The 24,839-nt window shown below is 74.6% G+C and carries 21 protein-coding genes; 9 read left to right on the forward strand and 12 right to left on the reverse strand.

Going from position 1 to position 24,839, the window contains the following annotated elements:
* The first annotated feature begins 141 nt into the window (after window positions 1-141).
* Window positions 142-1,005 carry a universal stress protein gene (locus KMS84_RS12900; protein WP_256916317.1) on the forward strand — a complete coding sequence of 288 codons (864 nt, stop codon included), beginning with the start codon at window positions 142-144 and terminating at the stop codon, window positions 1,003-1,005.
* A gap of 208 nt (window positions 1,006-1,213) precedes the next feature.
* Here the strand turns inward: KMS84_RS12900 and KMS84_RS12905 are convergent, their stop codons facing one another.
* Both KMS84_RS12905 and KMS84_RS12910 read right to left on the reverse strand, forming a co-directional pair.
* A complete protein-coding gene (locus tag KMS84_RS12905; protein ID WP_256916318.1) occupies window positions 1,214-2,785 on the reverse strand; it encodes an oleate hydratase in 1,572 nt (523 codons plus the stop codon).
* Between the two features lie 172 nt (window positions 2,786-2,957).
* Entirely contained in the window at window positions 2,958-4,169 is a 1,212-nt protein-coding gene (locus KMS84_RS12910; protein ID WP_256916319.1) for a globin domain-containing protein, read from the reverse strand.
* 525 nt (window positions 4,170-4,694) lie between these two features.
* On the opposite strand from KMS84_RS12910, the gene KMS84_RS12915 reads away from it, so the two are divergent.
* The 4 genes from KMS84_RS12915 (at window position 4,695) to KMS84_RS12935 (ending at window position 10,158) form a co-directional block, all read left to right on the forward strand.
* Window positions 4,695-6,413 (forward strand): GAF domain-containing sensor histidine kinase, encoded by a 1,719-nt coding sequence (locus KMS84_RS12915; protein ID WP_256916320.1) that lies wholly within the window; start codon window positions 4,695-4,697, stop codon window positions 6,411-6,413.
* A 603-nt stretch (window positions 6,414-7,016) separates the two neighbouring features.
* Entirely contained in the window at window positions 7,017-7,937 is a 921-nt protein-coding gene (locus tag KMS84_RS12920; RefSeq protein ID WP_256916321.1) for a universal stress protein, read from the forward strand.
* 576 nt (window positions 7,938-8,513) lie between these two features.
* Complete coding sequence (locus KMS84_RS12930; RefSeq protein ID WP_256916322.1) at window positions 8,514-8,636, forward strand: hypothetical protein; 123 nt, start codon at window positions 8,514-8,516, stop codon at window positions 8,634-8,636.
* The gene (locus KMS84_RS12935; RefSeq protein ID WP_256916323.1) at window positions 8,629-10,158 is read left to right on the forward strand and encodes a bifunctional aminoglycoside phosphotransferase/ATP-binding protein; all 1,530 of its coding nucleotides are present in this window, start codon (window positions 8,629-8,631) and stop codon (window positions 10,156-10,158) included. The genes KMS84_RS12930 and KMS84_RS12935 overlap by 8 nt, the downstream gene beginning before the upstream one ends.
* A 513-nt stretch (window positions 10,159-10,671) precedes the next feature.
* Here KMS84_RS12935 and KMS84_RS12940 read toward each other — a convergent pair.
* The 3 genes from KMS84_RS12940 to KMS84_RS12950 form a co-directional block, all read right to left on the reverse strand.
* Complete coding sequence (locus KMS84_RS12940; protein WP_256916324.1) at window positions 10,672-11,337, reverse strand: DUF4389 domain-containing protein; 666 nt, start codon at window positions 11,335-11,337, stop codon at window positions 10,672-10,674.
* Between the two features lie 22 nt (window positions 11,338-11,359).
* Window positions 11,360-12,058: a CBS domain-containing protein gene (locus tag KMS84_RS12945; RefSeq protein ID WP_256916325.1), complete on the reverse strand. Its 699-nt coding sequence runs from the start codon at window positions 12,056-12,058 to the stop codon at window positions 11,360-11,362.
* A 235-nt stretch (window positions 12,059-12,293) separates the two neighbouring features.
* Window positions 12,294-13,319: a 6-phosphofructokinase gene (locus KMS84_RS12950; RefSeq protein ID WP_256916326.1), complete on the reverse strand. Its 1,026-nt coding sequence runs from the start codon at window positions 13,317-13,319 to the stop codon at window positions 12,294-12,296.
* 250 nt (window positions 13,320-13,569) lie between these two features.
* Between KMS84_RS12950 and KMS84_RS12955 the strand changes: the two genes are divergently transcribed.
* The 3 genes from KMS84_RS12955 (at window position 13,570) to KMS84_RS12965 (ending at window position 17,914) form a co-directional block, all read left to right on the forward strand.
* Window positions 13,570-14,442 (forward strand): universal stress protein, encoded by an 873-nt coding sequence (locus KMS84_RS12955; protein WP_256916327.1) that lies wholly within the window; start codon window positions 13,570-13,572, stop codon window positions 14,440-14,442.
* Window positions 14,443-14,550: 108 nt separating this feature from the next.
* The gene (locus KMS84_RS12960; RefSeq protein WP_256916328.1) at window positions 14,551-15,417 is read left to right on the forward strand and encodes a universal stress protein; all 867 of its coding nucleotides are present in this window, start codon (window positions 14,551-14,553) and stop codon (window positions 15,415-15,417) included.
* Between the two features lie 55 nt (window positions 15,418-15,472).
* Window positions 15,473-17,914 carry a glycoside hydrolase family 65 protein gene (locus KMS84_RS12965; protein ID WP_256916329.1) on the forward strand — a complete coding sequence of 814 codons (2,442 nt, stop codon included), beginning with the start codon at window positions 15,473-15,475 and terminating at the stop codon, window positions 17,912-17,914.
* Here KMS84_RS12965 and KMS84_RS12970 read toward each other — a convergent pair.
* The 7 genes from KMS84_RS12970 to KMS84_RS13000 form a co-directional block, all read right to left on the reverse strand.
* Window positions 17,909-18,139: a ferredoxin gene (locus KMS84_RS12970; protein WP_256916330.1), complete on the reverse strand. Its 231-nt coding sequence runs from the start codon at window positions 18,137-18,139 to the stop codon at window positions 17,909-17,911. The genes KMS84_RS12965 and KMS84_RS12970 overlap by 6 nt on opposite strands.
* On the reverse strand, window positions 18,136-19,494 hold the full coding sequence (locus KMS84_RS12975) for an NADH-ubiquinone oxidoreductase-F iron-sulfur binding region domain-containing protein (protein ID WP_256916331.1): 1,359 nt from the start codon (window positions 19,492-19,494) through the stop codon (window positions 18,136-18,138). Before KMS84_RS12975 ends, KMS84_RS12970 begins: the two co-directional genes overlap by 4 nt.
* Window positions 19,491-20,177 carry a ferric reductase-like transmembrane domain-containing protein gene (locus KMS84_RS12980; protein WP_256916332.1) on the reverse strand — a complete coding sequence of 229 codons (687 nt, stop codon included), beginning with the start codon at window positions 20,175-20,177 and terminating at the stop codon, window positions 19,491-19,493. The genes KMS84_RS12975 and KMS84_RS12980 overlap by 4 nt, the downstream gene beginning before the upstream one ends.
* Entirely contained in the window at window positions 20,174-21,133 is a 960-nt protein-coding gene (locus KMS84_RS12985) for an FAD:protein FMN transferase (protein WP_256916333.1), read from the reverse strand. The genes KMS84_RS12980 and KMS84_RS12985 overlap by 4 nt, the downstream gene beginning before the upstream one ends.
* Window positions 21,130-21,534, reverse strand: coding sequence for a hypothetical protein (locus KMS84_RS12990; protein ID WP_256916334.1), 405 nt, complete (start codon window positions 21,532-21,534; stop codon window positions 21,130-21,132). The genes KMS84_RS12985 and KMS84_RS12990 overlap by 4 nt, the downstream gene beginning before the upstream one ends.
* 141 nt (window positions 21,535-21,675) lie before the next feature.
* The gene (locus KMS84_RS12995; RefSeq protein ID WP_256916335.1) at window positions 21,676-23,019 is read right to left on the reverse strand and encodes a sensor histidine kinase; all 1,344 of its coding nucleotides are present in this window, start codon (window positions 23,017-23,019) and stop codon (window positions 21,676-21,678) included.
* Entirely contained in the window at window positions 23,016-23,711 is a 696-nt protein-coding gene (locus KMS84_RS13000) for a response regulator transcription factor (RefSeq protein WP_256916336.1), read from the reverse strand. The genes KMS84_RS12995 and KMS84_RS13000 overlap by 4 nt, the downstream gene beginning before the upstream one ends.
* 363 nt (window positions 23,712-24,074) lie before the next feature.
* Here KMS84_RS13000 and KMS84_RS13005 point away from each other — a divergent pair, with 363 nt between their 5' ends.
* Window positions 24,075-24,620 carry a DUF2231 domain-containing protein gene (locus KMS84_RS13005; protein ID WP_256916337.1) on the forward strand — a complete coding sequence of 182 codons (546 nt, stop codon included), beginning with the start codon at window positions 24,075-24,077 and terminating at the stop codon, window positions 24,618-24,620.
* The last annotated feature ends 219 nt before the right edge of the window (window positions 24,621-24,839 follow it).

Consider the following 24,839-nt stretch of genomic DNA (forward strand, 5'->3'; position numbering starts at 1 on the left):
GTTCAGCGTCAGGGCGGGCCCGTTCGGCGGATGCCCGTGGCCTCGGAGCCCGCAGGAACATCGTCCCCGAGGCCGGCGTCCACCGCACGCGGCCTCCACCGGGCAGGGGCCCGGCGCATGCGACCAAGGGGAGGGACGGCCATGACGTCACGACACATCACCGTCGGAGTGGACGGCTCCGTGATCTCGGTACGGGCCTTGGACCGGGCCGCCGAGGAGGCCGTACGGCACGGCGTCGCCCTGCGCGTGCTGTACGCCGTCCCCGACCGGGACGAAGCCGCACCGGTCCTTCGTTCCGCGGCGTCCCGGACACGGCGCAGGCACCCTGGTCTGCCCGTGGAGACCGTGGCCGTGGAAGGCGGTGCGGTGCACGCCCTGGCGCGGGAGAGCGAGAGCGCGGACCTGACGGTCGTGGGAAGGCGCGGCTCGGGACCGTTGACCGGCACGGCGTTCGGGTCGGTCGCCACGAGACTCGCCGCGCTCGTCCGGGGACCGCTCCTGGTCGTGCGCGGGGACCGCCCGTGCGACCTCGGACGGGACGTGCTGCTCGGCCTGGCGGACGACACGGACGCGGAGGCGGCCGCCTACGCCTTCCAGGAGGCCGAGAGGCGTGGCGCGACGCTCCGCGTCGTGCGCTCCCGCAGTCCCCGCCGCGGCACCCTCCACGGGCCGCCCCTCGAACCCGCGCACTCCACCGGACGCACGGGACAGGAACGCCCAGCCCGCGAGGGCGAGCGCGGGGGCGACGGCAAAGGCGTGGGCGGAAGGGCCGTGCCCCGGTATCCGCTCACCCGCCTGGGGGAGGGGCACCCGGACGTCGTGGTCGACACCCGCACGGACCGCAGCGACCCGGCGGACATCCTGCTGGAGGCGACCCGGGAGGCCGCCGTCGCCGTCATCGGCGTCCGGCGCCGCACGAGCGTGTTCGGCCCGCGCCTGGGCCCGGTGGCGCACCTGCTCCTGCAACGGTCGCACTGCCCGCTGGTCCTCGTGCCGCACCCGTGACGGCTCGCCCGAGCGCCCTCGCGGAGGCCTCTCGGCCGCGTTCCGTCGGGCGGACCCCGCGACCAGGTGAACGGAGCGACACCGCGGGGGATCGGTGCCGCTCCTGATGCCATTGTCCCTCGGACCACACCGTTACCGCTGGTGCCGAAGGTCCCGGCAGGGGGGCCGGGTGTCCCCCTGCCGGAGATCGTCCGCCCCGCGGGCGCCGCTACCGGCGGTGCATGGTCTCCAGCGCGGCGACCAGGACGCGCGGATCGTGGTGGCCCTTGTAGACCTCGGGCGGGCGCCTGTCGAGCTTCAGGAGCTGCGCCACCGCCGTCCAGGCGGTGCGCACGGAGTACTCCACGGTGAAGACGACGTCGTCGGGGACCTCAGCGAACTGTCCGACGAAAGCGAGGTTGACCGATCCCTCCGGGACCACCAGGGGCCGGTCGTCGCGGCGGCGGGCCAGGAACTGGCTGGTGATGTACGGCATCACACAGGGTACGACGGTGGAGGTCCGCAGGATCCGTTCGCTCGTCCGCCGGTCGAACGGGAGGTGGTGCAGGACCTCCTGGAGGATCTCGCGGCCCGAGCACATCGTCATGGGCTTGGGGGTGTGGCCGCCCGCACGGTCGGGGAACAGGCCGTAGCCCCACCAGACGCCGACGTCCTCGGGCTGGTCGCGGTACACGGGCTGGCGGTTGGCCACGAGGGTGATCAGCCACGGGGAGCCGGTGAGGGTCATGAGGCCGCCCCGGCCGGCCGGACGGCCGCTGAACTCCTCCAGTGCCCGCAGGAAGGCGGGGTCCTTCGAGGTGACGGTGAACGACTCCCAGCGCGACTCCTTGACGTGTTTGTCGAAGGCGGCCGGGTTGCCGAAGTCCTCGCGTCCGCGGGCGAGCCGGTGCCACAGGAGCCAGGCGTCCGACCGCCGCGGAGCCGGCCGTGGCGCGCTGGTGTGCGAGCCGAGGCTGGAGGCGTCCGTCATGGATCCGTTGGTGACGAAGACCAGGTCCCCGGGCCCGACGGCGATCTCCTCGTCCCGGCCGTTGCGGCTGAGGTGCAGGGACGCGACCGTGCCGCTGCGGACGCCCCGGGTGAACCCGAGGTCGGTGACCCGGCAGCCCGTGTGGAAGGCGACGCCCCGCTCCCGGAGCCAGGCCGCGAGGGGCGTCACGAGGGAGTCGTACTGGTTGTAGCGCGTGCGGTGGATGCCCGACATGCCGGCGAAGCCGGGGAAGAGGTGGACGAAGCGCTTGAGGTAGCGGCGGAACTCGATCGCGCTGTGCCAGGGCTGGAAGGCGAACGTGGTGCACCACATGAACCAGAAGGTGGTGGTGAAGAAGTGCTCGCCGAAGCAGTCGGTGATCCGCTTGCCGTCCAGGCGCCTCTCCGGGGTCGCGAGGCAGCGGACCAGTTCCAGGCGGTCGCGCTCGGAGAATCCCATCGAGGTCGTGTCGACGATCTTGCCGTCGGCGTCGACCAGCCGCGCGATGTCGTCCCAGGGGAAGTCCTCGTGTCCGGCGAGGATCTCCTCGGTCACGGAGACGGCGGGGTCGTCGAGGGTGGGAATGCCGGACAGCAGGTCGTACGTGCAGCGGAACTCGGCCTCGAACATCCTCCCGCCGCGCATGGTGTAGCCGGCGTCCGGCGTGCCGCCCGCGTCCAGGCTGCCGCCGATGGTCCGGTTCTCCTCGAAGAGGTGGATGTCGGCTCCCTCGAAGCCGCCGTCGCGGATCAGGAACGCGGCCGCGGCCAGTGCCGCCATCCCGCTGCCCACCAGATATGGCTGCGCCATCACACCACTCCTCGTTCCGGGTTCAGCCGGTCGATCGGGAACCGGGGTGACCCACGGTCTTCGGCCGGCAGCGCTCTCGTCATCGGGCCGTCGGGTCACCGGACGGGGCCGGACGGCCCGCGAAGGGCGGCCCGGTCGGCGGATCGCCGCCGACCGGGCCCGTGTTCACGGCTCAGGCCGTGCTGTCGGGCAGCCACAGGTCGGGGCCGAAGACCTCGTAGCGGATGCGCTGTGCGGGGACCCCGGCGTTGAGCAGCCTGCCGCGCACGTCCCGCATGAAGGGCAGCGGCCCGCACAGGAACACGGTTGCGTCGTCGGGGAGTTCGACGCCGCCCAGGTCCATCAGGCCGGTGCGGGCGTCGGGTTCCTGGGCGCCCGGGTGCTCGTACCAGAAGACGGCGCGGGCGTGCGGCAGTTGGGCCACGAGGTCGTGCGTCTCGGTCCGCAGGGCGTGGTCGGCGGGGGAGCGGTCGGCGTGCAGGACCAGCACCGGGCGGGTCGAGCCGACGGCCGCGAGGTGGGCCAGTATCCCCGTCATCGGTGTGCAGCCGATGCCGGCCGAGACGAGGACGAGCGGGGCGGCGGCGGCCGGTTCGTCGAGGAAGACGTCGCCGAACGGGGCGGACAGCAGCAGCTCGTCCCCCTCGCGGACGGTGTCGTGCAGCAGGGTGGAGACCTCGCCGTCGGGGCCGTCGGCGTCGCCCGTGACCCGCTTGACGGTGATGCGTCGCCGGTCGCCGCCCGGCGCCGAGGACAGGGTGTACTGGCGCAGTTGGTGCGTGCCGTCGGCCACGGCCACGCGGACGCTCACGTACTGGCCGGCCCGGGCACGCGGCGCCGGTTCGCCGTCGGCCGGACGGAGCGCGAACGACACCACGTCGGAGGTCTCGACGCGGCGTTCGACGACCGTCCAGGGCCGCCAGATCCCGCCGGGCTGAACGCCGGCGTCCTGGTAGAGAAGGGCCTCCCGGCTGATCAGGGCGCCGGCCATCAGCCAGTAGACCTCGTCCCAGGCCGCCGCCACCTCGGCCGTGACCGCGTCGCCGAGGACCTCGGCGATCGCGCCGAACAGGTACTTGTGCACGATCGTGTACTGGTCGTCGGTGACGCCCACGGCGGCGTGCTTGTGGGCGATGCGGGACAGCAGCGCGTCCGGGCGGGCCGTGGGATTCTCCAGCAGCGCGCCGGCGAATCCGGCGATCGACCCGGCCAGTGCCCGGCGTTGGGCGCCGCTGGCCTGGTTGCCGCGGTTGAACATGCCGTCGAGCAGTTCCGGCCGGTCGTGGAACATCGTGGCGTAGAAGCGGGCGGTGATCTCGTCGAGCGCTCCGGCCACGGCGGGCAGGGTGGCCCGTACGAGGGCGGCGGATTCCGCGGACAGCATGGAACCTCCCGGGAAGGGTCATGAAGGGGTGAAGGGTGAGTCGAGCCGCGCCGCTTCGGGCCGTGGCGTCTGGGTGACGTCCTCTGTGTAGCAGGCGAGAGACCGCGCGTCGGCGCTGTCGGGGCCGTCGGGCCGAAGCAGGGCCGACAGGCCCCGTCGGTCGGGCGCATCGGCCCTGAGCACACCGGCCGATCGGGGCCGGACGGCGCGGTCGCGGCGGCCGGGCGGCCCCTGCCGCCCCCGCCGTGCCGCGCACCAGCTGGTCCCCCCCCGGCACCTGCGGGCTGTGCGCGGCTGCCGCGCCGGAGGCAGGGAACAGGGAGCCGGGAGCTGGAACCCGGAAGCCGGAAGCTCGGGGTATCGAAGCGGCAAGCGCCGGGCTCGCCGGTTCCCGTCACGCGGCCGGTCGGCAGGCGAAAAACCCGGCCACTCGGACCCATCCGCTACCGCGGTCTCCGGCCGGAGACTAACGTGACACCTGAACGGACCGGTGGGCGTCCGAGCGTCGGACCTGGAGGGACGCAGGTGGGAAGCCCCGAGGAGGCCCGTGTACGGCTGCCTCAGCTGCGGCTGGACGAGCTGCTGGAGGAGTTGCAGGCGCGGCTGGACGCGGCCCGCGGCACCCGGGACCGGGTGCACAGCCTGCTGGAGGCGGTGCTGTCGGTCGGCAGGGAGCTGGATCTGGAGCAGGCCCTGCACAGCATCGTGGAGGCCGCCGCCTCGCTCGTCGACGCGGAGTACGCCGCGCTCGGCGTGATCGGTCCGGACGGACGGCGGCTGTCCGCCTTCCACACGGTCGGCGTCAGCCCGGAGCAGATCGCCGAGATCGGGCCGTACCCCGAGGGCCACGGCATCCTGGGCGAGCTGATCCGGCACCCGGAGCCGCTGCGCCTGGCGAAGATCTCCGAGCATCCGGCCTCGTACGGCTTCCCGGCGCACCACCCGCCGATGAACACCTTCCTCGGCGTCCCGATCCGGGTGCGCGATCATGTCTTCGGCAACCTGTACCTGACCGAGAAGCGGGGCGGCGCACAGTTCGACGAGGAGGACGTCTCGGTCACGCAGACGCTCGCCGTGGCGGCCGGGGTCGCCATCGACAACGCCCGGCTCTACGAGGAGTCCCGGCTGCGGGAGCGCTGGTTGCGCGCGAACGCGGAGATCACCCACAGCCTGATGTCCGGCCGTGACCGGACGGAGGTCCTTGCGCTGATCGCCGAGCGGGCCGGCGAGATCACCGGATCGGCGCTGACGGCGGTCGCCCTGCCCATGCAGGACACCGGGTCGCTCGTGGTGGAGATCGCGGTCGGCATGGACGCGGAGGCGCACCGGGGTCTCGTCCTGCCCCTCCAGAACAGTCTGATGGGGCTGGCCTTCTCCCGCGCGTCGCCGGTCTCCAGCGCCGAGGTGGGCCGGGACGAGCGGATCTCGCCGGAGCCGCCGCGCTTCGACGGGCTGGGCCCGGCCGTGGCCGTGCCCATCGGCACCGGGTCCGCAGGTCCCCGCGGGGTTGTCCTGCTGGCCCGCAAGATCGGCGAGCCGGCGTTCACGGCGACGGAGACCGATCCTCTGAAGGCCTTCGCCGGGCAGGCCGCCCTGGCCATGGAGCTGGCCGAGCGCCGTGAGGACGCCGAGGAGGTCGCGGTGCTCAAGGACCGGGACCGCATCGCGCGAGATCTCCACGACCTGGCCATCCAGCGGCTGTTCGCCACCGGGATGACCCTCCAGAGCGCCGGGCGTTTCATCGAGCACGAGGAGGCCGCCGAACGCGTCGTGCGCGCGGTCGACGACCTCGACGAGACGATCAAGATCATCAGATCGACGATCTTCGGTCTGCGCACCCGCGAGAGCACGGGGGAGGCCGGCCTGCGGGCGCGGGCCGTGCGGGTGGTCGGACAGGCCGCCACGGTCCTCGGCTTCGCTCCCAGCGTGCGGATGGAGGGCCTGCTGGACACCGACGTGCCCAAGGACATCGCCGATCACGTGGTGGCGGTGCTCTCCGAGGCCCTGACCAACATCGCCCGGCACGCCCACGCGGACCGCGCCGACGTGCTGCTGGCCACCGACGGCCGCCAGGTACGGCTGTCGGTCGTGGACAACGGCACCGGCATCCCCGCCGGCGGCCGGCGCAGCGGGCTGCGCAACATGGCCGAGCGCGCGGAGCAGTTGGGCGGCCGCCTGGAACTGGACACTCCCGAAGGCGGCGGCACCGCGCTGACCTGGCGGGTGCCGGCGCGCAAGGAGTAGCTCCGCAGGCCCACGGCGACCGCGCCGAGGCCGGGGGAAGCGAGACGCGAAGCCGGGCGGACGTAGGGCAGGGCCCGCGCGGAAGCGACGCCGTCGGCCGTCCGGCTGGACACCACCGAGACCGCCCGGCCGCCAAGGGCCGGACGGCCCTCCTCAGGAGGAGTCCGACCCGCGGCGAGCCCCGTCGGCCGACCCGTCTCCACCCGGGGCCGTGGGGAAGCCCCCGCCATCGGCCGTGGGGGCCGTACAAGGACTGCTGCCACGCGCCGGCGCCGGGCCCCGTCGACGCATGTGGCGCGGGCCGCGCCGGAGTTCCGGGAACGGAGCGCGCGCGGTACCGCGCGTGTCGGCGGTGGGCCCGACACGCCGCCTCACCGCCGCCCGCTATGGGCTTGCCGGCCGCCTGACGCGCCGCCGAGCGCGCAGGGCGGGGCGTCCCTCGGCGAGAGCGCGGGTCGTGCCCCCGTGCCCCCGGCCCGCCACCCCGCCGAACGACGGCGCCTGCGCCGGGGCCGATCGGCTCAGGGCGGGGGACCTCCGGCCCCTGCTACGACCTCTGTGCGGCTCGCAGACTGGTGGCGCATCCCTGAAGGAGGTCCGCACATGCCCGCCATCATCGTCGGTCTCGACGGCTCGCCCGAAAGCCTGGCCGCCGCCGACTGGGCCGCTCGCGAAGCCACGCAGCGGGAGGCGCGACTGTGTCTCCTCCACGCCGCGGACACGGTGAGCTCCCTGTACGTCCCCTACATGGGAGTGCCCGCGCCGGGCGCGATCGAGGCGCACCGCGAGTGGTCCGCGCGTCTGCTGCGCGAGACCGAGTCCCGGCTCACGGAACGCCACCCCGGTCTGCGGGTCACGACGCAGCAGGCCGAGACGGCGGCCGTCGCGGCCCTGCCGGCAGCAGCTGAGGACGCGGAACTCCTGGTTCTCGGCTCCCGGGGCCTCGGCACGGTGGCCGGGTTCCTGGTCGGCTCCGTCGCCCTCGCCGTCGTGGCGCGCTCCGCGCGACCGGTCGTCCTCGTACGGGCCGGTGAGCAGGCGCACGACGAACACCTGCCGAACGCCGAGGGAGGCGGAGGCGGTCCGGGCATGACCCCCTACCGTGACGTGGTCCTGGGGCTCGACCTGGCGGAACCGGACGACGCGGTCGTCGAGTTCGCCTTCGAGAGCGCCCGTCGCCGCGCGGCCGGCCTGCGCGTCGTCCACGGCTGGAACCCGAAGGCCGCCTACGGATACGGAGCCGTCCTCGATTCGGGCCTCGAGGCCGAACTGGCCGCGGAGACACGGCACGGCCTGAAGGACGTCCTGCGCCCCTGGGAGGACAAGTTCCCCGGGGTCGAGGTGCGCGCACAGGCCGTCGTCGGCAGCGCGGGCCGCCATCTCGTCCACGCCTCGCGCGACGCGTCGCTGGTCGTCGTCGGGCGAAAGAAGAGCCACGCGCCCGCCGTGGGCCGCATCGGCCCGATCGCGCACGCGGTGCTGCACCACGCCTGCGCGCCGGTGGCCGTGGTCCCGCACGACTGACGCGAGCCGCGCGGTACGAGGGCGGCACAGCGACCATCAGGTCCCGGCCCCGGAGGGGAGAGCGGGCGCCAGGACCGATCCGGGTGCGACGCGGCTGAGGCAGGGCGCGTCGGGTCGCACCGGGTGTGCGCGGCCGGTGGATCACCTGCCGCGCACACCCTGACGTTCGTCCCCGCGCACACCCTGACGTTCGTCCGCACACCAGGACGGCACGGGCGCTCGGGGCCCCGTGCAGGGCCCGGCGACGGCCGCCCTGCTGTGAAGGCGGCGGACCAGGCCTGCTTCGTGGGCCCGGGGTCCCGTGGGCTGAGCGGCTCCACCGGATGCCGCGTGGGCTCCGTGGCGCTCGGCGTGGTCGCGCGGTCGGCCCGTCCCGTCGTCCTCGTTCCGCGTGCGGTGGGGCGGGGATGGAGTGATTCTCGAAGAAGGGAAGCGGCGTGTCCGGCGTTCCGGCGTCCCGGCTGCCTCCGGAGGACCGGGCCGTCCGACCCGTGACCGTGGGGCGCGTCCCCCTCCCCCTCGTACGCCCTCATCCGCCGTCGTATCCCTCTTCGCAACAAGACGGAGGCCGCTGCCATGGAACCGGTCGTCACCCCGGGCCCCGAGGGCTCACCGGAGAGGCTCGCCGCCGCCCGGTGGGCCGGCGACGAGCCCCGCCTCGGACCGGCCGCCACTGCCGCCGTCGCCCCTCATGACTGAGCCCGGCGGCCCGGGGAGCCGGCCGTCACGCGCGGAGGTGTGCGAGACGCACACCGCGGTCGTCTTCTTCGCCGGGGACCGCGCCTACAAGGTGAAGAAGCCGGTGGACCTGGGATTCCTCGACTACACCACGCGCGCGGCGCGCAGAACCGCGTGCGAGCGCGAACTCGCCCTCAATCGCCGCTTCGCCCCCGACGTGTACCTGGGCCTCGGCGAGTTCAGCGGCCCGGAGTCCGACGCGCCCGAACCCCTCGTGGTGATGCGCCGCATGCCGGCCGAGCGGCGTCTGTCCCGTCTGGCCCGGGAGGGGGCCGTCCTGGACGACGTCCTGCGGTCCGTCGCCCGGCACCTCGCCGCGTGGCACGCCGACGCGCCCCGGAGCGCGCAGGCGGACGAGCAGGGCACGCGAGACGCCCTGTCGTCGCGGTGGGAGGCCGGTTTCGCGCAGGTCCACGCGCTGGCCGACGACGGCCCCGGACTCGTGGAACCGGCGGAGCTGGCGGAGACGGAACGGCTGGTCCGTCGCTATCTCGCCGGCCGCGAGCGGTTGTTCGCGTCCCGCATCGAGCAGGGACGGGTGGTCGACGGCCACGGAGACCTCCTCGCCGACGACATCTTCTGCCTCGACGACGGTCCCCGTGTCCTGGACTGCCTGGAGTTCGACGACCGGCTGCGCCAGGTCGACGGCCTGGACGACGCCGCCTTCCTCGCCATGGACCTGGAACGACTGGGAGTGCCGGAGGCCGCCGCCCAGTTCCTCGCGCGGTACAGCGAGTACTCCGGCGACCCCGCCCCCGCCTCGCTGTGGCACCACTACGTCGCCTACCGGGCGTTCGTCCGCGCCAAGGTGTCGCTGATCCAGGCCCGGCAGGGCGTGTCGGGGGCGCGGGGCGCGTCGGCGCGACTGGCCTCGATGGCGCTGAGACACCTGCGGACCTCAGCCGTCGGCCTGACCGTCGTCGGCGGACTGCCGGGCAGCGGCAAGTCCACCCTCTCCGGTGCGCTGGCCGACCGGCTGGGGGTCACGCTGCTCAGCAGCGACCGCGTCCGAAAGGAACTGGCGGGCATCTCCGCGGAGGAGTCCGCGGCCGCCCCCTACGGTGAGGGCCTGTACACGGCGGAGTGGACGGCCAAGACCTATGCCGCTCTCCTCGATCGGGCAGCCGCCCTGCTGTCCGCCGGCGAGTCGGTCGTCCTCGACGCGACCTGGTCGGACGCGGCACAGCGTGAGGCCGCACAGCGCGTGGCCGAACGCGCCGGCGCCGATCTGGTGGCGCTGCGCTGCCACGTCGCGGACGAGGTGTCCGCGGCACGCCTGCGCACGCGCGTGCGCGGCCCGTCCGACGCCGGTCCCGGCATCGCCGCCGCCATGGCCGCCCGGGAACCCGCGTGGCCCGAGGCGGTCGCCGTGGACACCGGCGGTCCGCTGGAGTCCGTGGTCGCCAGGGCGATGGCAGCCGTCCGCCCGTGGGGGACGGGCCAGGCGCCGGTCTTCCGGCGTCCGTACATGGAGCCGGACTGACGGGAACGACGGGCGCCAGGGCCCTTCGCGGCGCCGCCGGGCGACCGGGCCGGATGTCGTCGCGCCCGTGGCGGCCGAGCAGCCCCGGGTGAGCGCCACCGGGTACGCCTGGAAGGACACCAGGCGTAGTGGTGGACGCTGCGCCGACCGTTTCGACCCCTGACCTGCCGAGCGGCCCGGGCGCTGCCGAACCTGCCGGGCTCATGGATCACGGGGCCGGTGATCACGGTGGGCTCCCGATCTTCGTGCCCCGTCACCGCCCGCCCGGCCCCGCCGCCCGCGGGGGCTACCCGTCGGTGACCTACGTCACCTACGTGACCTATGTGACCGACGGGATCGATGGGATCGAAAGCGCGATGGCCCAGGCCAAGGCCGCCGCCGGGACAGGGACGGGCAGGTGCGTGGCGCGTGCACGGCGCAACGGGCGCTCGAGGCAGGGGTGCTGGATGAGGTGCGGATCCACCAGTACCTGCTCGGTGTGGCGGGTCGGGCTTGGCTCCGTGCGGCCGCGGGTCAGGAGGGCGGTCGGGGGTCGTCGGGTTCGGCGCCGCCCATGTCGAGGCGGAACGGCGGATAGACGTCCGTCATCAGGGTGGCGTAGGCGGCGACGCGCAGCACCCAGCGGTTCAGGCCCGTGATCAGGTCGAACAGGTCCCGGGGGTATTTCTCCGTGAAGGCGAGGACGACGGCGGCGATCAGGGCCAGCACGTCGACGAGTCCGCCCGTCCACCAGCCGAGGTGCCATCCTCCGACGAAGAAGCCGATGACGAGGTAGTGCGGGATGGCCAGCAGCCACCACTTCACCAGCACCAGGCCCCGGGAGAGACGCTCGGGACGGGCGATGTCCAGGCGCGCCGGGTAGTCCGGCTCCTCACCCAGGCTGAAGGGCGGGTAGCGGTCGGTGGCCAGCGCGCCGTAGGAGTAGTAGGCGACGCGCCAACTCCAGCGCAGGACGCCCAGGTTGAAGTCGAAGAGGGCGCGTGGGTAGCGCTCGGTGAACAGGATGGAGAAGAAGGCGATCACGGTGACGACGGCGAAGGCGATCCAGAGGAAGAACAGCACCACGCAGTGCGGGATGATCAGGATCCACTTCACCAGCCACAGCCATCGGGAGAGCGGTGCGTCGAGCCGGGCGGTGACCCGGACCGGGCGGTCGGGCAGGGCGGCCGCAGGGCGCATGGCGATCAACTCCGTGTCGTGTTCAGGTGGCCAGGCCGGTGCGGCGTGACGCCTCGGCCTCGGGCTCCGGGGAGGTGTCGTCGACCCGGTGGGACAGCTCCGCCGAGACGTCGACGACTCCGTCCACGCCCTGGCACAGGCGTACGGCGACCGGGACGAGGGATCTGCGCTCGACGGCGCCCTTCAGCGACACCCGGCCGTTGACGACCCGCACGGTGATCGCGTCGGGCGGGATGCCCAGGGTGCGCAGCAGGACCTCCCCGCAGATCTCCTCCCGGATGGCGCTGTCGCCGCGCAGGAAGACGCGCAGCAGGTCGGCCCTGCTGATGACGCCGACCAGCCGGTCGGCCTCGTCGACGACCGGCAGCCGTTTGACGTGGTGGCGCTCCATGACCTGCGCGGCCTCCACCGCCGTCCACTGGGGTCGCGCGGTCACGGCGGGCGTGTTCATCAGCCCCTCGGCGGTCGTCGCGTCCGCCTTCGCGCGGGATCCCGGCTTCGCGTGCAGGACCGGGAGCAGGCCCGCCGGGTCCAGGTGGGCGGCCTCCTTGCGCAGCAGGTCCGCCTCGGAGACCACGCCCACGACGCGCTCGTCGTCGACGACCGGGACGGCGGTGATGTCGTACTCGGCGAGCAGCTTGGCGATCTCCTTGAAGCCGGTGTCCCGGTCGACCCGGACGACCGGGGTGGTCATGAGGTCACTCACCATCCGGTGCCACATGGCTTGCGTCTCCTCACGTCGTGGGGTCTTCTCGTCGGAGGTGTTCCTCTTTCCACTCTCCGTCCGGTGCGAGGGAGGCGCATGTGCCGACCGGCCTCCGCGGGCGCCGATCCGCCCGGGCCGCCCGGGCCGACCGGCCCTCGGCGCGCCGGGAGCCGGCGCGGCGGGGGCTGCGGGCCGAGCGGCGCAACTCCCGGCGTTCTCCCCGTCGTGCGGTCGGCGGCGGACCGGCCGGTCAGCCGAAGAACACCTCGAACTCGTCGTACAGCGAGGGATCGACGACTTTGGCCTTCGCCGTTGCCTCGGCCAGCGGGACATGGACGATGCGGGTGCCGCGCAGGGCGACCATGACGCCGAAGTCGCCGTCCCTCACCGCGTCGATGGCGTGCAGCCCGAAGCGGGTGGCCAGCCAGCGGTCGAAGGCACTGGGCGTGCCGCCGCGCTGGACGTGCCCCAGCACCGTGGTGCGCGCGTCCTTGCCCGTGCGCTCCGTGATCTCCCGCGCCAGCCACTCGCCGACGCCGGACAGCCGCACGTGCTCGAACTCGTCCCGGGACTGGTCCTTGAGGATCACCTGCCCCTTCTTCGGGGCGGCCCCCTCGGCGACCACGACGATCGGCGCGTAGTTGATCTTGAAGCGGTTCGTCACCTGCTCGCAGACCCGGTCGACGTCGAAGGGCCGCTCGGGGATGAGGATCACGTTCCCGCCGCCCGCGATGCCGGCGTGCAGGGCGATCCAGCCGGAGTGCCGTCCCATGACCTCCACCACCAGCGCGCGCATGTGTGATTCGGCGGTGGTGTGGAGACGGTCGATGGCCTCGGTCGCGATGCCGACGGCGGTGTCGAAGCCGAACGTGTAGTCGGTGCCGGAGACGTCGTTGTCGATGGTCTTGGGCACACCGACCAACGGGACTCCCTGACGGCTCAGTTCGGTCGCCACGCCGAGGGTGTCCTCGCCGCCGATCACGACGAGGGCGTCCACGTCGTGCGCCGCGAGGGTGTCCCGCATGCGTCGCAGCCCGTCCTCGTGCGCGAACGGGTTGGTGCGCGACGATCCGAGAATCGTGCCGCCCCGGGGCAGGATCCCGCGCACCCTGGCGATGTCCAGGGGCACGACGATGCCCTCGAGCAGGCCCAGCCAGCCGTCGCGGAACCCGACGAAGTCGATGTCGTATGCGTCGACGCCTTTGCGGACGACGCTGCGGATCACGGCGTTCAGGCCGGGGCAGTCGCCGCCGCCGGTCAGTACTCCGACCCTCATGGGCTCTCTCCCATCCGCTGGACGGCCGGTGCGGCGCGGCACCCGCGGTGACCGAAACCGCCCGGCGGGATCCTCGGTCGCCTGCTTCCAGCGTCACCCCGTTCGGTCCGCCGTGGCCACTCGACCCACGCCGGGTCGCGCCGGGTCGCGCCGCGGGCGCGGCGCGACCCGGCGTGGCGGTACTCGGCGGCCGGGGAGACGCTGGAGACACGGGGGGATGGTCGACGGCGCGGAGAACCCGGGAGGTGTCATGGCCGGTGCGGACGGCCGCAGGCCGGTCGTGGTGGGCGTCGACCCCGATCCGTACAAGCGACTCGCCCTCGACTGGGCGGCGGACGAGGCCGGCAGACGGGGTGCGCCCCTGCGGCTCGTGCACGCCCAGGGCGTGCCGACCCGCGGCTACCGCTCCGGTGAGGTGCGGCCGTCCTGGGAGGAGTGGAACCAGGCGCTGCACGGGCTGGGCGACCAGGTCCTCCAGGACGCGGTCGCCCTGGTCGAGTCCCGGCGGCCGGAGGTGGAGGTGTCCGCGGTGCTGGCGGAAGGCGAGCCCGCCTGGGTCCTGCGCGAGGAGGCACGCGGCGCCTGCCTGGTGGTGGTCGGCTCCAAGCGCCTGAGCGGACGGCGCGAAACCCTGACCTCGACCGCGGTGGCCCTGCCCCTCATGGCCCACGCACGCTGCCCGGTGGCGGTCGTGCCGGAGCCCGAGCACGTCGTCCGGGAGCCCGCGTACGTGGTCGTCGGCGTCGACGGCAGCCCGCACTCGGCGGCGGCCGTGGACCTGGCGTTCGAGGAAGCAGCCCTGCACAGCGCGGCGTTGCGCGCCCTGTACGTGTGGCAGCCTCCGCTCCTCGGCGTCCGGGACGAGGACGCGGCGGTGCAGGAGGCCCGTCGTGTGCTCTCCGAGACCGTCGCCGGCCGTACCGCGACCCATCCGGAAGTCGAGCTGCACCACGAGGTCCTCCTCGGTCACCCGGTGGACGTCCTCACGGAAGCCTCCGAACACGCCCTCGCCCTGGTCGTGGGAACGCGCGGGCACGGCGGATTCACGGGGATGCTCCTGGGCTCGGTGAGCCAAGGGGCGCTGCACCACGCCCACTGCCCCGTGCTGGCCGTGCCCGTGTGACCCGGCGAACCGACCGCCTTTCGGTGCACGCGTCGCGACGGCCCATCGGCGGTGCGACGGTATTCACAGAGGGTCTCGCCATGTCCTGACAGGAAGGCGGTGGGAACCATGGAACTCCCGCTGGTCGTCGGCGTCGACGGCTCGGATTCCAGCCTGGAGGCCGTGGACTGGGCGGTGGACGAGGCGGCACGCCACCACGCGCCGCTGCGGCTCCTCCACGCCTCCCGCTGGGAGCGCTACGAGGGAGGCCGCCCGTCCTTCACCTCGGGCCGCCCGTCCGAGGTGGTCATGGCGGACCACATCATCGCGTCGAGCGCCGAGCGCGCCCGGCTGCGCGACCCGGAGCTGAAGGTCTCGGGCGAGGTGCTGCCCGACGACGCGGCGTCCGCGTTGCTGGACGCCGCCCCCGCGTCCTTCGCCCTGGTCACGGGCTCCCGCGGCCGCAGCGGGACGCTCGGGCTGCTCCTCGGATCGGTCAGCCTGGCGGTGGCCGCCCGTGCCGCCTGCCCGGTCTTCGTCGTCCGCGGCGACGAGCCGAGCCGGCAGGGTTCCCACGGCCGGATCGTGGTCGGCGTCGCGGACTCCGCCGACGGCTCGGCCGCCGTACGGTTCGCCCTGCGGGAGGCCGAGGCGCGCGGCTGCGCACTGCGCGCGGTGCGCGCCTGGCGCCGCCCCGCCCACGGGGGCCGGCCCCCGGTCGCGGACGACGCCGCGTCCGCCTACGAGGAACAGGCCGCCGCCCTCATCGGCGACGCCCTGCGCGACGAAGCCGGCCGTCCCCGGGCCGACGTGCACCGTGAAGCGGTCGAGGGCCCCGCGCACCGCGTCCTCCTGGACGCGTCGGCCGGCGCCGACCTGATCGTGGTGGGCGCGCCGCGCAGGCACGGCCACTTCGGTCTGCAGTTCGGCCGGGTCGTCCACGTCCTGCTGCACCACTCCTCGTGCCCCGTGGCCGTCGTCCCGCAGCCGGCCTGAGTCCTCGCGCGTGGTGGCGGGGACGCGTGGTGGCGGGGAGAGGGGCAGGGGTCGAATGTCGCACTGGACGTGGGAGTACGAGGGGTACGACCCCGCGGCCGAGCAGTTGCGCGAAGCCCTGTGCACGCTCGGCAACGGCTACTTCGCCACGCGGGGCGCGGTGCCCGAGTGCCGGGCGGGCCTGACGCACTACCCGGCCACCTACGCGGCCGGGGTCTACGACCGCCTGGAGTCGACCGTGGCGGGGCGCCGGGTGGCCAACGAGGACATGGTGAACCTCCCGAACTGGCTCCTCCTGCGATTCCGCCTCCGCCCCGCGGACCACAGCGCGGGCCCGTGGTTCTCCCCCGACGTGTGGCAGCCGACCGGCCACCGCCACGTCCTGGACCTGCGTCGGGGCACGCTGACGCGAACCTTCCGGATCCGCGACGACGAGGGGCGCGTCCTGGACGTCGAGCAGATCCGCCTCGTGCACATGGCCGATCCTCATCTGGCCGCCCTGCGGACGGTGTTCACGGCCGAGAACTGGTCGGGCGAGATCGAGATCGAGTCCGGCCTCGACGGCCAGGTGAGCAACGGCAACGTGCACCGCTACCGCGCCCTCGACGGCCGCCATGTCGTCCAGGTGCGCACCGGGGCGCGAGAGCCCGGGACGATCTGGCTGACCTGCCGGACCAGGACCTCGGACATCGGTGTCGCGATGGCCGCCAGGACGGTCGTCGGGGGCCGGCCGCCCGCCTCGTCGGAGCTGCGTCCCGCCCGCCGCCGAGCCGTCCACCGCCTGGTGGTTCCCCTGACTCCCGGCCGGCCCGTGACGGTGGAGAAGACCGTGGCGCTGCACACCTCGCGGGACACGGCGATCAGCGACCCGCTCGGGGCGGTCCTCGACCGGGTGTCGGCGGCGGGGGACTTTCCGGCCCTGCTGGGCGGCCATGCAGCCGCCTGGGAGCGGTTGTGGCGGCGAGCGGACATCGAGGTGCCCGGCAGAGCGGGCCGCGTCCTGCGCCTGCACCTCTTCCACGTTCTGCAGACGCTGTCGCCGCACACCGCCGACCTGGACGTGGGCGTACCGGCCCGGGGACTGCACGGCGAGGCCTACCGGGGCCACGTCTTCTGGGACGAGCTGTTCGTCCTGCCCTACCTCAACCTGCACTTCCCCGAGGTCTCCCGGGCCCTGCTGGACTACCGTCACCGGCGTCTCGCGCGGGCCTGCCGCTCCGCCGCCGCGATCGGCCGGCGGGGAGCGATGTACCCGTGGCAGAGCGGCAGCGACGGGCGGGAGGAGACCCAGGAACGGCATCTCAACCCCCGCTCCGGACGCTGGCTGCCGGACCACTCCCGGCTCCAGCACCACGTGAACTCGGCCGTCGCCTACAACGTCTGGCAGTACTGCGAGGCGACCGGGGACACCGAGTTCCTGCACACCAAGGGCGCGGAGATGCTGGTGCAGATCGCCCGCTTCTGGGCGGATCTCGCGGTCCTGGATCCCACGACGGGCCGCTACCGCATCCGGGGCGTCGTCGGCCCCGACGAGTACCACGACGCCTATCCGGGCGCCGCCCGGCCGGGGCTCGACGACAACGCGTACACCAATGTCACGGCCGCCTGGGTCCTCGCCCGTGCCCTGGACCTCGTGGAGCGCCTGCCCGTGTGGCGCCGCGACGAACTGCTCGACCGCATCGGGCTGCACGGCGACGCCTTCCCGAGGTGGGAGGAGGTCTCCCGCCGCCTGACGGTGCCCTTCCACCAGGGCGTCATCAGCCAGTTCGCGGGCTACGACGACCTCGCCGAACTCGACTGGGACGCCTACCGGGCGCGCTACGACAGCATCCGGCGGCTGGACCGGATCCTGGAGGCGGAGGGCGACACGGTCAACCGCTACAAGGCGTCCAAACAGGCCGACGTCCTGATGCTCGGCTATCTCTTCTCACCGGCCGAACTGCGGGACCTGTTCCGGCGTCTCGGATACGAGCTGGAGGACGAGGTCTGGCGCAGGACCGTCGACTACTACCTCCGGCGCACCAGCCACGGCTCCACCCTCAGCGGCCTGGTCCACGGCCTGGTGCTCGCCAAGGCCCGACGCGGCGGGGCCTGGCAGTACATCCAGGAGGCGCTGGAGGCCGACATCGCCGACGTCCAGGGCGGCACGACCGGCGAGGGCGTCCATCTCGGAGCGATGGCCGGAACCCTCGACCTGGTGCAGCGCGGGCTGACGGGGCTGGAGACGCGCGAGGACGCCCTGTGGCTCGACCCCGTGCCCCTGCCGGCGCTCTCCGCGTACGGGTTCTCGCTGCGCTACCGCGGCCACTGGGGCGTGTCCGTCCGGCGTCGGCGGGGGAGCCTGCGGATCGGCGTCCCCGCCTCGGAGGAGTCGTCGATCCGCGTGATGCTTCCGGACCGGGCCGTCACCCTCGCTCCCGGCGAGACCTGCACGCTCGTGCTGTCCGAGACCGAGTCGGCTCGGCCCGGCCGGCCGGACCCCGACCCCGGCTCATGAGGACGTCGCACCCGGCAGCGGGCCGTCGTCGGTGTGCAGCGCCAGACGGGGGCAGGCGGCGACGGCCCGGCGGGCGTGGGCGCGCAGCCCGCCGGGCACGGCCGGGTCCACGACGATCGGGTAGCCCCACTCGTCGAGGTCGATCAGTTCGGGGAGCAGCTCGGCGCACAGACCGTGGCCCGTGCAGGCGATGCGGTCGATGCGCAGGGTCCGGGTGCGGGTCATCGCCATGTCTCCGGGGGTGCGGCGGGCGGTACGGGGACGCGGGGCGCCTGCCGGGCCGCGGGGCAGGCGTCGCCGTCGAGGTGCCGTTCGACGTCGTCGCGGAACGCGCGCAGGGCGGAGGCGGCCAGGCGGGCCGCGCCGTCCGGGTGGCGGCAGGCGCCCCGGTCCGGCAGCAGGGCGGTGCGGCGGCGCAGCCGCGCCGTCAGGTCCGCGTCCGCCCGTCCGGCGGCCAGCGCGGCGAAGTCCTCGGCCACGGCGGGCAGTCCGAGGCGGCAGGGGCCGCACTGGCCGGCGCTGTGGGCGGCCAGGTAGGCCAGCATCCGGGCCGTCTCGGTCAGCCCGCAGGCCGAGCGGGCGAGCGCGACGAGCACGCCCGCGCCGGGCGCGGCGCCCAGGGGGGCCAGGTCGCCCCGCGTGAAGGGCGTGCCCAGGTCGGCCGCGGGGAGCCAGGCGCCGGCGAACCCGCCGAGCAGGACCGCGGCGAGGGGTTCCGTGGGCCCTCCGCAACGGTCCAGCACCGTCGTGAGCGGTGTGCCGAGAGCGACCTCCCGCACACCGGGGGCGGCGACGGCGCCGGAGACGGTGACGAGGGTGGTGCCGGGCTCGTCCGGGGTGCCCGCCTGCCGGAACCAGTCGGATCCGTAGCGGGCGACGAGGGCGAGATGGGCGAGTGTCTCGGCGTTGTGCACCAGGGTGGGGCGGCGGGCGACCCCACGTTCGTGGGAGCGCGGCGGGCCGCCCCCGGGGCGTGCGGGGCCCCCGTTGAGCCAGCGCACGAGCGCGGTCGACTCGCTGGAGACGTAGGCGTGCGGCAGGGCGTGCAGACACAGCCGTACGGGATCGAGGCGGGCGCGTCGGCGCTCCTCGACCGCCGCGCCGAGCTGCTCGTGCCGGATCGAGCGGTCGCGGGGCAGGCACACGTGCACGGTGTCGCCGCCGACCGCGGCCGCGGCGAGGACGGCCCCGTCGAGGACGAGGTGGGGGGCCACGGCGAGCAGGAACCGGTCCTTGCCGCTGGCAGGCTCGCTCTCCATGGCGTTGACGACGACCACGGCGCGCCCGTGCCGTCGCGCGACGGCGCTCAGCTTGCGGGCCGTGGGGAAGCCGGCGCCGCCGCGGCCGGTGAGTCCCGCCGCCTCGACGGCTGCCACCAGTGACGTCGAGCCGCCGCCGGTGAGGACCCGTTCGACGGGCGACGGACCGTGGCGCTCCAGGTGATCGGCCAGGGTGGCCGATCGCCCGGTGGCGTACCAGGCCGCCAGAAGTCTGGGGGCGGTGGGGCCGTGCGGCGCGGGTGCGGGCCGGCAGGGCGGGTGCGGGGTCGGCGGCTGCGGGGTCGTGGCCGAGGAGTTCACCGTCCACCCCCGAGGAGGAGCGTCGCCGTGGCGGCCCGGTGGGACCAGCCGGGCTGGAGGGGCCCGGTGGCGAGGAACGCGGTCAGCACGACGGGAACGGCGGTCGCGGTCGCGGCGGCCGCCAGGCGGGCGGCGACCCGCCCCGGGCCGGCCTTCGCCAGCCGCCACCACACGGCCCCGACCACCGAGGCCAGACACCCGGCGTAGAGCCACAATTGCAGCGGGAGGCGGGTGTCGGTGCCCGTGCCGACGCCGTGGAAGAGGGCGAGCGGCCACGCAGCGTACGCAAGCCAGTGCGCCGCCTTCCAGCGCCGGGCTCCCAGCCGGGTCCGCAGCGCGCTGGTGACCAGCACCGCGAGCAACAGGTCGAGCGCGGTCGTGCCCAGCCCGAGCCACAGGGGGCGGTAGGACGCCGCGAACGGCAGCACGGACACCGCCCACCGCAGATGCACGAACGGATCGAGGACGGCGGTCACGACGTGCACGGCGAGGAACACCAGGGTGAGCAGGGAGAGATCGCGGTGCAGTCGTCCGATCCCGAACCGGCCGACGGCACGCGGCGCGGCCCGCACGCCGGAGGCGACGCCGAGCACCACGGTGGCGGTGAGCAGGAGCAGGCCGAGGGTGCCGCTCGCCCGGCTGGCGTACCACAGGGGACTGCCGGTCAGTGCCAGGGCGGTCATCGCGAGCCTCCGGTGGTCGCCGGGGGAGCGTCGGGCGGCCAGCCGCCGAGGCGTACGACGGTGCCGTCCACGCGCACCAGACGGGCAGGCAGGGCGGTGGAGCGCAGCCAGTCGAGGGCCCCGTCGCCGAGGACGATCGCGGCTGTGCCGGCGGTGTTGGCGTCGACGCAGGCGGCGGCCGCGACCGTCACCGTCCGCCAGACGGCGGGGGCGGGTTCCCCGGTGGCCGGGTCGACGATGTGGTGCAGGGTGCGTCCGGCGCGCCGCCAGGTGCGCACGCCGACGCCGGACGTGGCCAGTGCGCCTTCGGTCACGGCGACGGCCGGACCGTGCACTGCGGCCGAGTGATCGTCCGCGAGGGCGATGCGCCAGCCGCCCTCGGGGGCGGGCCCGGCTGTCGAGAGGTCCCCGCCGAGGCTGACCAGGACCCCGCAGCCGGTGGCCCGGGCGGCGCGTTCGGCGGCGCGGTCGGAGGTGAGGGCCTTGGCGGTGGCGCCCAGGTCGAGTCGCGTGTGCGGGGGCATGCGCAGGCGGCGGGTGCGGGCGTCGAAGTCGATCAGCCGCCAGCCGGCGGCGGGGCGGCCGACGGGGACGGGGCGTGCGTCGTCGGGGCGCAGGGAGGCGAAGGTACGGTCGTAGCCGAGCGCGATCACGGCGTTTCCTACGGTCGGGTCCACGGCGCCCGCGGTGAGCCGTGCGGCCCGGAGCGCGGCCTGGAGGGCCTCGGCGAAGCGCGGGCTGACCATCGTCCGGGCGCCCGCGTCGAGGTTCACCCGGGTGAGCTCGGAGTCGGGGCGGAACCGGCTGCACGTGAGGTCGACGGCGGTCAGCTCGGCGCGCAGGACCGCCTCCGCGACGGGCAGGGCGCGCGGGTCGGTCACGAGCAGCACGGCCGTGGTGCCGAGGGCCGGGAAGGCGATTCGGGCGGGAGACGGCGTCGCCGTGGTGCCGGTCATGACGCCCCCGTCGTCGCGTGCGGCGGTTGCCGGGTCGCGGTGGGCGGCGCGGGCGGGGCCGACGGCGTGGGCGGCGCGGCCGGGGTCGAGCCCCCGCCCTCGCCCTCGTCGTCCTCCTGACCGCCGGCCCCGGCGCCCGGTCCGTGCTCGCGGTCGTCGTCTCCCGTGGCGGTGGAGGAGGAAGCCGTGTGCCCGGGTACGGGGCCGACTGTCGGCGCCGGAGCGGCGGAACCGCCCGGCAGCAGGTGGGTGTACAGGCCGCCCAGGGCCGCCGCGCCCGCGACGGAGGCGACGGCGATCCACCGGGTGAGGCGGCGGACCCTGCGCAGGGCGCGGTCACGCGTCTGCGGGGAACGCGGGGGAGGGAAGCCGGGTTCGAAGTCGGCGGGCGTGGGGGGCATGGCAGCGGCTCCTGGTGGATCGGCGGCCCGGTTCGGCTGCGTGCACCTCCAGGCTGTGCCGACGGCACACGGGAACTCGCTCACGACCTCTTCAGAACCGGTAAAGATCTCCGGGACGTGATTCCCGGCCTCCTCGCGGCCTCAGTGCGGCCACAGCGGCAGATCGAGGACGACGGTCAGACCGCCGCCGGGCGTGTCCTCCAGCCGTGCCGTGCCGCCGTTCACGGTGACCAGCCGGTGGACGATGGCGAGCCCCAGGCCGGTGCCCCGGGCCTCGGCGTTGCCGAACCGGCGGAAGGCGACCTCCTTCGCTTCGTCGGACATCCCGGGACCGTCGTCGATCACCCGCACGCTGCACGAGTCCCTGGCCCCCCGAAGGGCGACCGTCACGCTTCCTCCGCCGGGAACGGCCTCCACGGCGTTGGCGATCAGGTTGTCGAGGATCTGCTCCAGGTGACCCGCGCCCAGCGCGGCGGTCGACGCGGGCCCCGGGGGCGCGGCCAGCCGGACGCCGCGCTCCTCGGCCACGGGCGACCAGGCGGCCACCCGCTCGGCCACCACCTCGCCGACCCGCACGGCGCCCGGCCGCGGAGTGGCCTGCTCGGCGCGCGCCACCGCCAGCAGCCCGTCGACCAGCCGGGACAGCCGGGCGACCTCCTGCTGGGCGGCGGCCAGCTCGGCGGCGGTGTCGCCCTCCGCCCCGGCGGAGAGCACGTCGAGTCGCAGCCGCAGGGCGGTCAGCGGGGTGCGCAGCTGGTGGGACACGTCCGCGATCACGGCCCGGTGCCCGTGCACCAGGGCCTCCGTGCGGGCCGCCATGGTGTTGAGCGTGGCGGCCAGGCGACGGACCTCGGGCGGTCCGCCGTCGACGTCGGCCCGCTCGTCCAGAGCGCCCTCGCCGAGCCGCCGGGCCGTCGAGTCCAGCGTGGACAACGGGCGGCTCACCCAGCGTGCGAGACGGGCGGACAGGAACACGGAAGCGGCGAGGCCCGCCACGCCGATCGCGGCGGACCAGCCCCAGATCGCGGTGACACGGGCGTGCAGCGCAGTCGCGGACCGGGCGAGGACGACGGCGCCGACGGGCCGGTGGATCTCACCGGCGGGTTCCGCGGTCAGCAGGCGGCCCTCGTCCTCCGGCCCCGCGGGCTCGTGCCCCGCCAGAACCTTCCTCACCAGCTCGCCGGTCTCGCCCCCCTGGGCCGCGGCACAGGGCGTACCGGCGACCAGGCGGCCGGAGGCGTCGTAGACGGCGGCGCAGTCGCCCGAGCGGGCAGCCGCGGCCAGCTCGTTACGCATCGCGGCCGGCGGCCCGTGGTCGGAGAGGTGCTCCTCGGCCGCGGCGGCGATCACCCGGGTCGCGGCCCGCTGGTTGTCGCGGAAGGCCACCCGCTCCCGGGCCGTCAGGGACACCGCCAGCGGAACCACGGCCAGCACCAGCAGCACCGCCGTCAGGACCAGGAGGGTCCAGGTGATCCGGCGGGTCACGGCGGGTCCCCGGCCGCCCCGAGCCGGAACCCGTGCCCGTAGACGGTCTCGATCAGCCCCGCCACGCCGAGCTTGCGGCGCAGCGCCGCGACATGGACGTCCAGCACCTTGGTGGGGCCGTACCAGTGCGCGTCCCAGGCCCGGTCCAGGATCTGCTGCCTGCTCACCACCCGGCCGGGGTCGGCGGCCAGGCACTTCAGGATGCCGAACTCCTTGGGCGTCAGCGCCACGGTCCGGCCGTCCACGGAGACCTGGCGGGTGCGCAGGTCCAGTTCCAGGGGCCCGTGCCGCAGGATCTCCGGCCCGGCCGGGCGTCTGCGGCGCAGCACGGCCCGGATCCGGGCGAGCAGCTCCGCCAGTCCGAACGGCTTGACCAGGTAGTCGTCGGCCCCCTCGTCCAGGGCCACCACCCGGTCCGCCTCCTCGCCCCGGGCGGTCACCGCGATGATCACGGCGTCCGACCGGGCCCGCAGCCGTCGGCACACGTCGACGCCGTCCATGTCGGGCAGCCCGAGATCGAGCAGGACGACGTCGGGACTGGACGCCGACAGCGCCGCCCGCCCGGTCCGGACGCCGTCGACGACGTATCCGGCCTGCCGCAGCCCGCGCACCAGGGACTCCGCGATGCCGCGGTCGTCCTCCACGACCAGCACCCGCCTCTCCTCGGCCCCGCTCGTGGCCTGGGCGTTCATGGCCGACACCCGCCTTCCGGACGAGGGTTCCGACTGCGACGGCCCCTCTTCCAGCCTGCGCGCGCGCCGGCGCCGACGGCAGGGGCCGTTGGTCCCCTCCGCGGACGGGAGGGCCGGGGGGAGAGAGGGAGCGGGGAAGGGGACGCGGTGGCGTCCGGGCCCGCACGCCGGGACGGCGCGGCTGCCGGGGCGCGCCCCGCGTCGGACGAGCCTGTTCCGCCGCCGGCCCGGCGCGATCCGCCGGGCGGCGGATTCAGAAGAAGCTGAGAACTTCCTGTGCCAGGCTGACGCGCCGTACCGGCCGCCACGGGGAGACCGTGCGCGCGTCGGCTCCGCACGGTCACCTTCTGGAGGAAGCACCCGATGAGTCTCACCGTCGTCAACGGTCTGCCCGCACACGTCCTGATCGTGCACTTCGTCATCGTGCTCGTGCCGCTGAGCGCACTGGCCGTGGTGGTCGGCGCGATATGGCCGGGCGCGGCGCGCCGCATGGGCCTGTTGCTGCCCTTGCTCGCGTTGGCGACGCTGGTCAGCGTGCCCCTGGCCACGGGGGCCGGAGAGTGGCTCGAGGAGCACGTGGACAGCAACGCCCTGGTACGCAGGCACGCCGAACTCGGCGACGGTCTGCTTCCCTGGGCCGTGGGCCTGTTGCTGCTGGCGACGCTGGTCTGGTGGACGGCGCGCAGGTCGGCGCCGGCACAGGCCGAGGGCGGGGAGCGCGCTCGGCCCGTCGCGACGCGCTCCGCGACGGCCGTCCGGGTCGTGACGGCGGTGCTCTGCCTCGGGGTGGCCGCGGGAGCGATGGTCGACGTGTACCGGATCGGGGACTCCGGCGCCAAGGCCGCCTGGAAGGACGGCTTCTCCAAGAGCGCCAAGAGTGCCCAGGGCGGCCGGGGCGACGACGACTGACGGAGCGTGACTCCCGCCGTCCGACGCCCTCCGACGCCGGCCGGACGGATCGGCCCGCTCCGCACGACGGCGGTCCGGGCCTGCTCCGTCGGGCCGGCGCCGACTCGTCAGGGAGAGCGGCGTCCGGGGGCGGCGGCCTAGGTGTATTGATCACGAGCGTTGTTGACACTCGGTAGGTCTTGATCATGGCGAAGACCTCCGGTGTGGTGGAGGTGTCTA

Source organism: Streptomyces hilarionis (assembly GCF_024539675.1).
Classification (GTDB): Bacteria; Actinomycetota; Actinomycetes; order Streptomycetales; family Streptomycetaceae; genus Streptomyces; species Streptomyces hilarionis.

Excerpts from the sequence above, each read along its gene's own strand:
- KMS84_RS12900 (WP_256916317.1), top strand. The coding sequence starts at position 142 with ATGACGTCACGACACATCACCGTCGGAGTGGACGGCTCCGTGATCTCG.
- KMS84_RS12905 (WP_256916318.1), bottom strand. The coding sequence starts at position 2,785 with ATGGCGCAGCCATATCTGGTGGGCAGCGGGATGGCGGCACTGGCCGCG.
- KMS84_RS12910 (WP_256916319.1), bottom strand. The coding sequence starts at position 4,169 with ATGCTGTCCGCGGAATCCGCCGCCCTCGTACGGGCCACCCTGCCCGCC.
- KMS84_RS12920 (WP_256916321.1), top strand. The coding sequence starts at position 7,017 with ATGCCCGCCATCATCGTCGGTCTCGACGGCTCGCCCGAAAGCCTGGCC.
- KMS84_RS12930 (WP_256916322.1), top strand. The coding sequence starts at position 8,514 with ATGGAACCGGTCGTCACCCCGGGCCCCGAGGGCTCACCGGAGAGGCTC.
- KMS84_RS12935 (WP_256916323.1), top strand. The coding sequence starts at position 8,629 with ATGACTGAGCCCGGCGGCCCGGGGAGCCGGCCGTCACGCGCGGAGGTG.
- KMS84_RS12940 (WP_256916324.1), bottom strand. The coding sequence starts at position 11,337 with ATGCGCCCTGCGGCCGCCCTGCCCGACCGCCCGGTCCGGGTCACCGCC.
- KMS84_RS12945 (WP_256916325.1), bottom strand. The coding sequence starts at position 12,058 with ATGTGGCACCGGATGGTGAGTGACCTCATGACCACCCCGGTCGTCCGG.
- KMS84_RS12950 (WP_256916326.1), bottom strand. The coding sequence starts at position 13,319 with ATGAGGGTCGGAGTACTGACCGGCGGCGGCGACTGCCCCGGCCTGAAC.
- KMS84_RS12955 (WP_256916327.1), top strand. The coding sequence starts at position 13,570 with ATGGCCGGTGCGGACGGCCGCAGGCCGGTCGTGGTGGGCGTCGACCCC.
- KMS84_RS12960 (WP_256916328.1), top strand. The coding sequence starts at position 14,551 with ATGGAACTCCCGCTGGTCGTCGGCGTCGACGGCTCGGATTCCAGCCTG.
- KMS84_RS12965 (WP_256916329.1), top strand. The coding sequence starts at position 15,473 with ATGTCGCACTGGACGTGGGAGTACGAGGGGTACGACCCCGCGGCCGAG.
- KMS84_RS12970 (WP_256916330.1), bottom strand. The coding sequence starts at position 18,139 with ATGACCCGCACCCGGACCCTGCGCATCGACCGCATCGCCTGCACGGGC.
- KMS84_RS12980 (WP_256916332.1), bottom strand. The coding sequence starts at position 20,177 with ATGACCGCCCTGGCACTGACCGGCAGTCCCCTGTGGTACGCCAGCCGG.
- KMS84_RS12985 (WP_256916333.1), bottom strand. The coding sequence starts at position 21,133 with ATGACCGGCACCACGGCGACGCCGTCTCCCGCCCGAATCGCCTTCCCG.
- KMS84_RS12990 (WP_256916334.1), bottom strand. The coding sequence starts at position 21,534 with ATGCCCCCCACGCCCGCCGACTTCGAACCCGGCTTCCCTCCCCCGCGT.
- KMS84_RS13000 (WP_256916336.1), bottom strand. The coding sequence starts at position 23,711 with ATGAACGCCCAGGCCACGAGCGGGGCCGAGGAGAGGCGGGTGCTGGTC.
- KMS84_RS13005 (WP_256916337.1), top strand. The coding sequence starts at position 24,075 with ATGAGTCTCACCGTCGTCAACGGTCTGCCCGCACACGTCCTGATCGTG.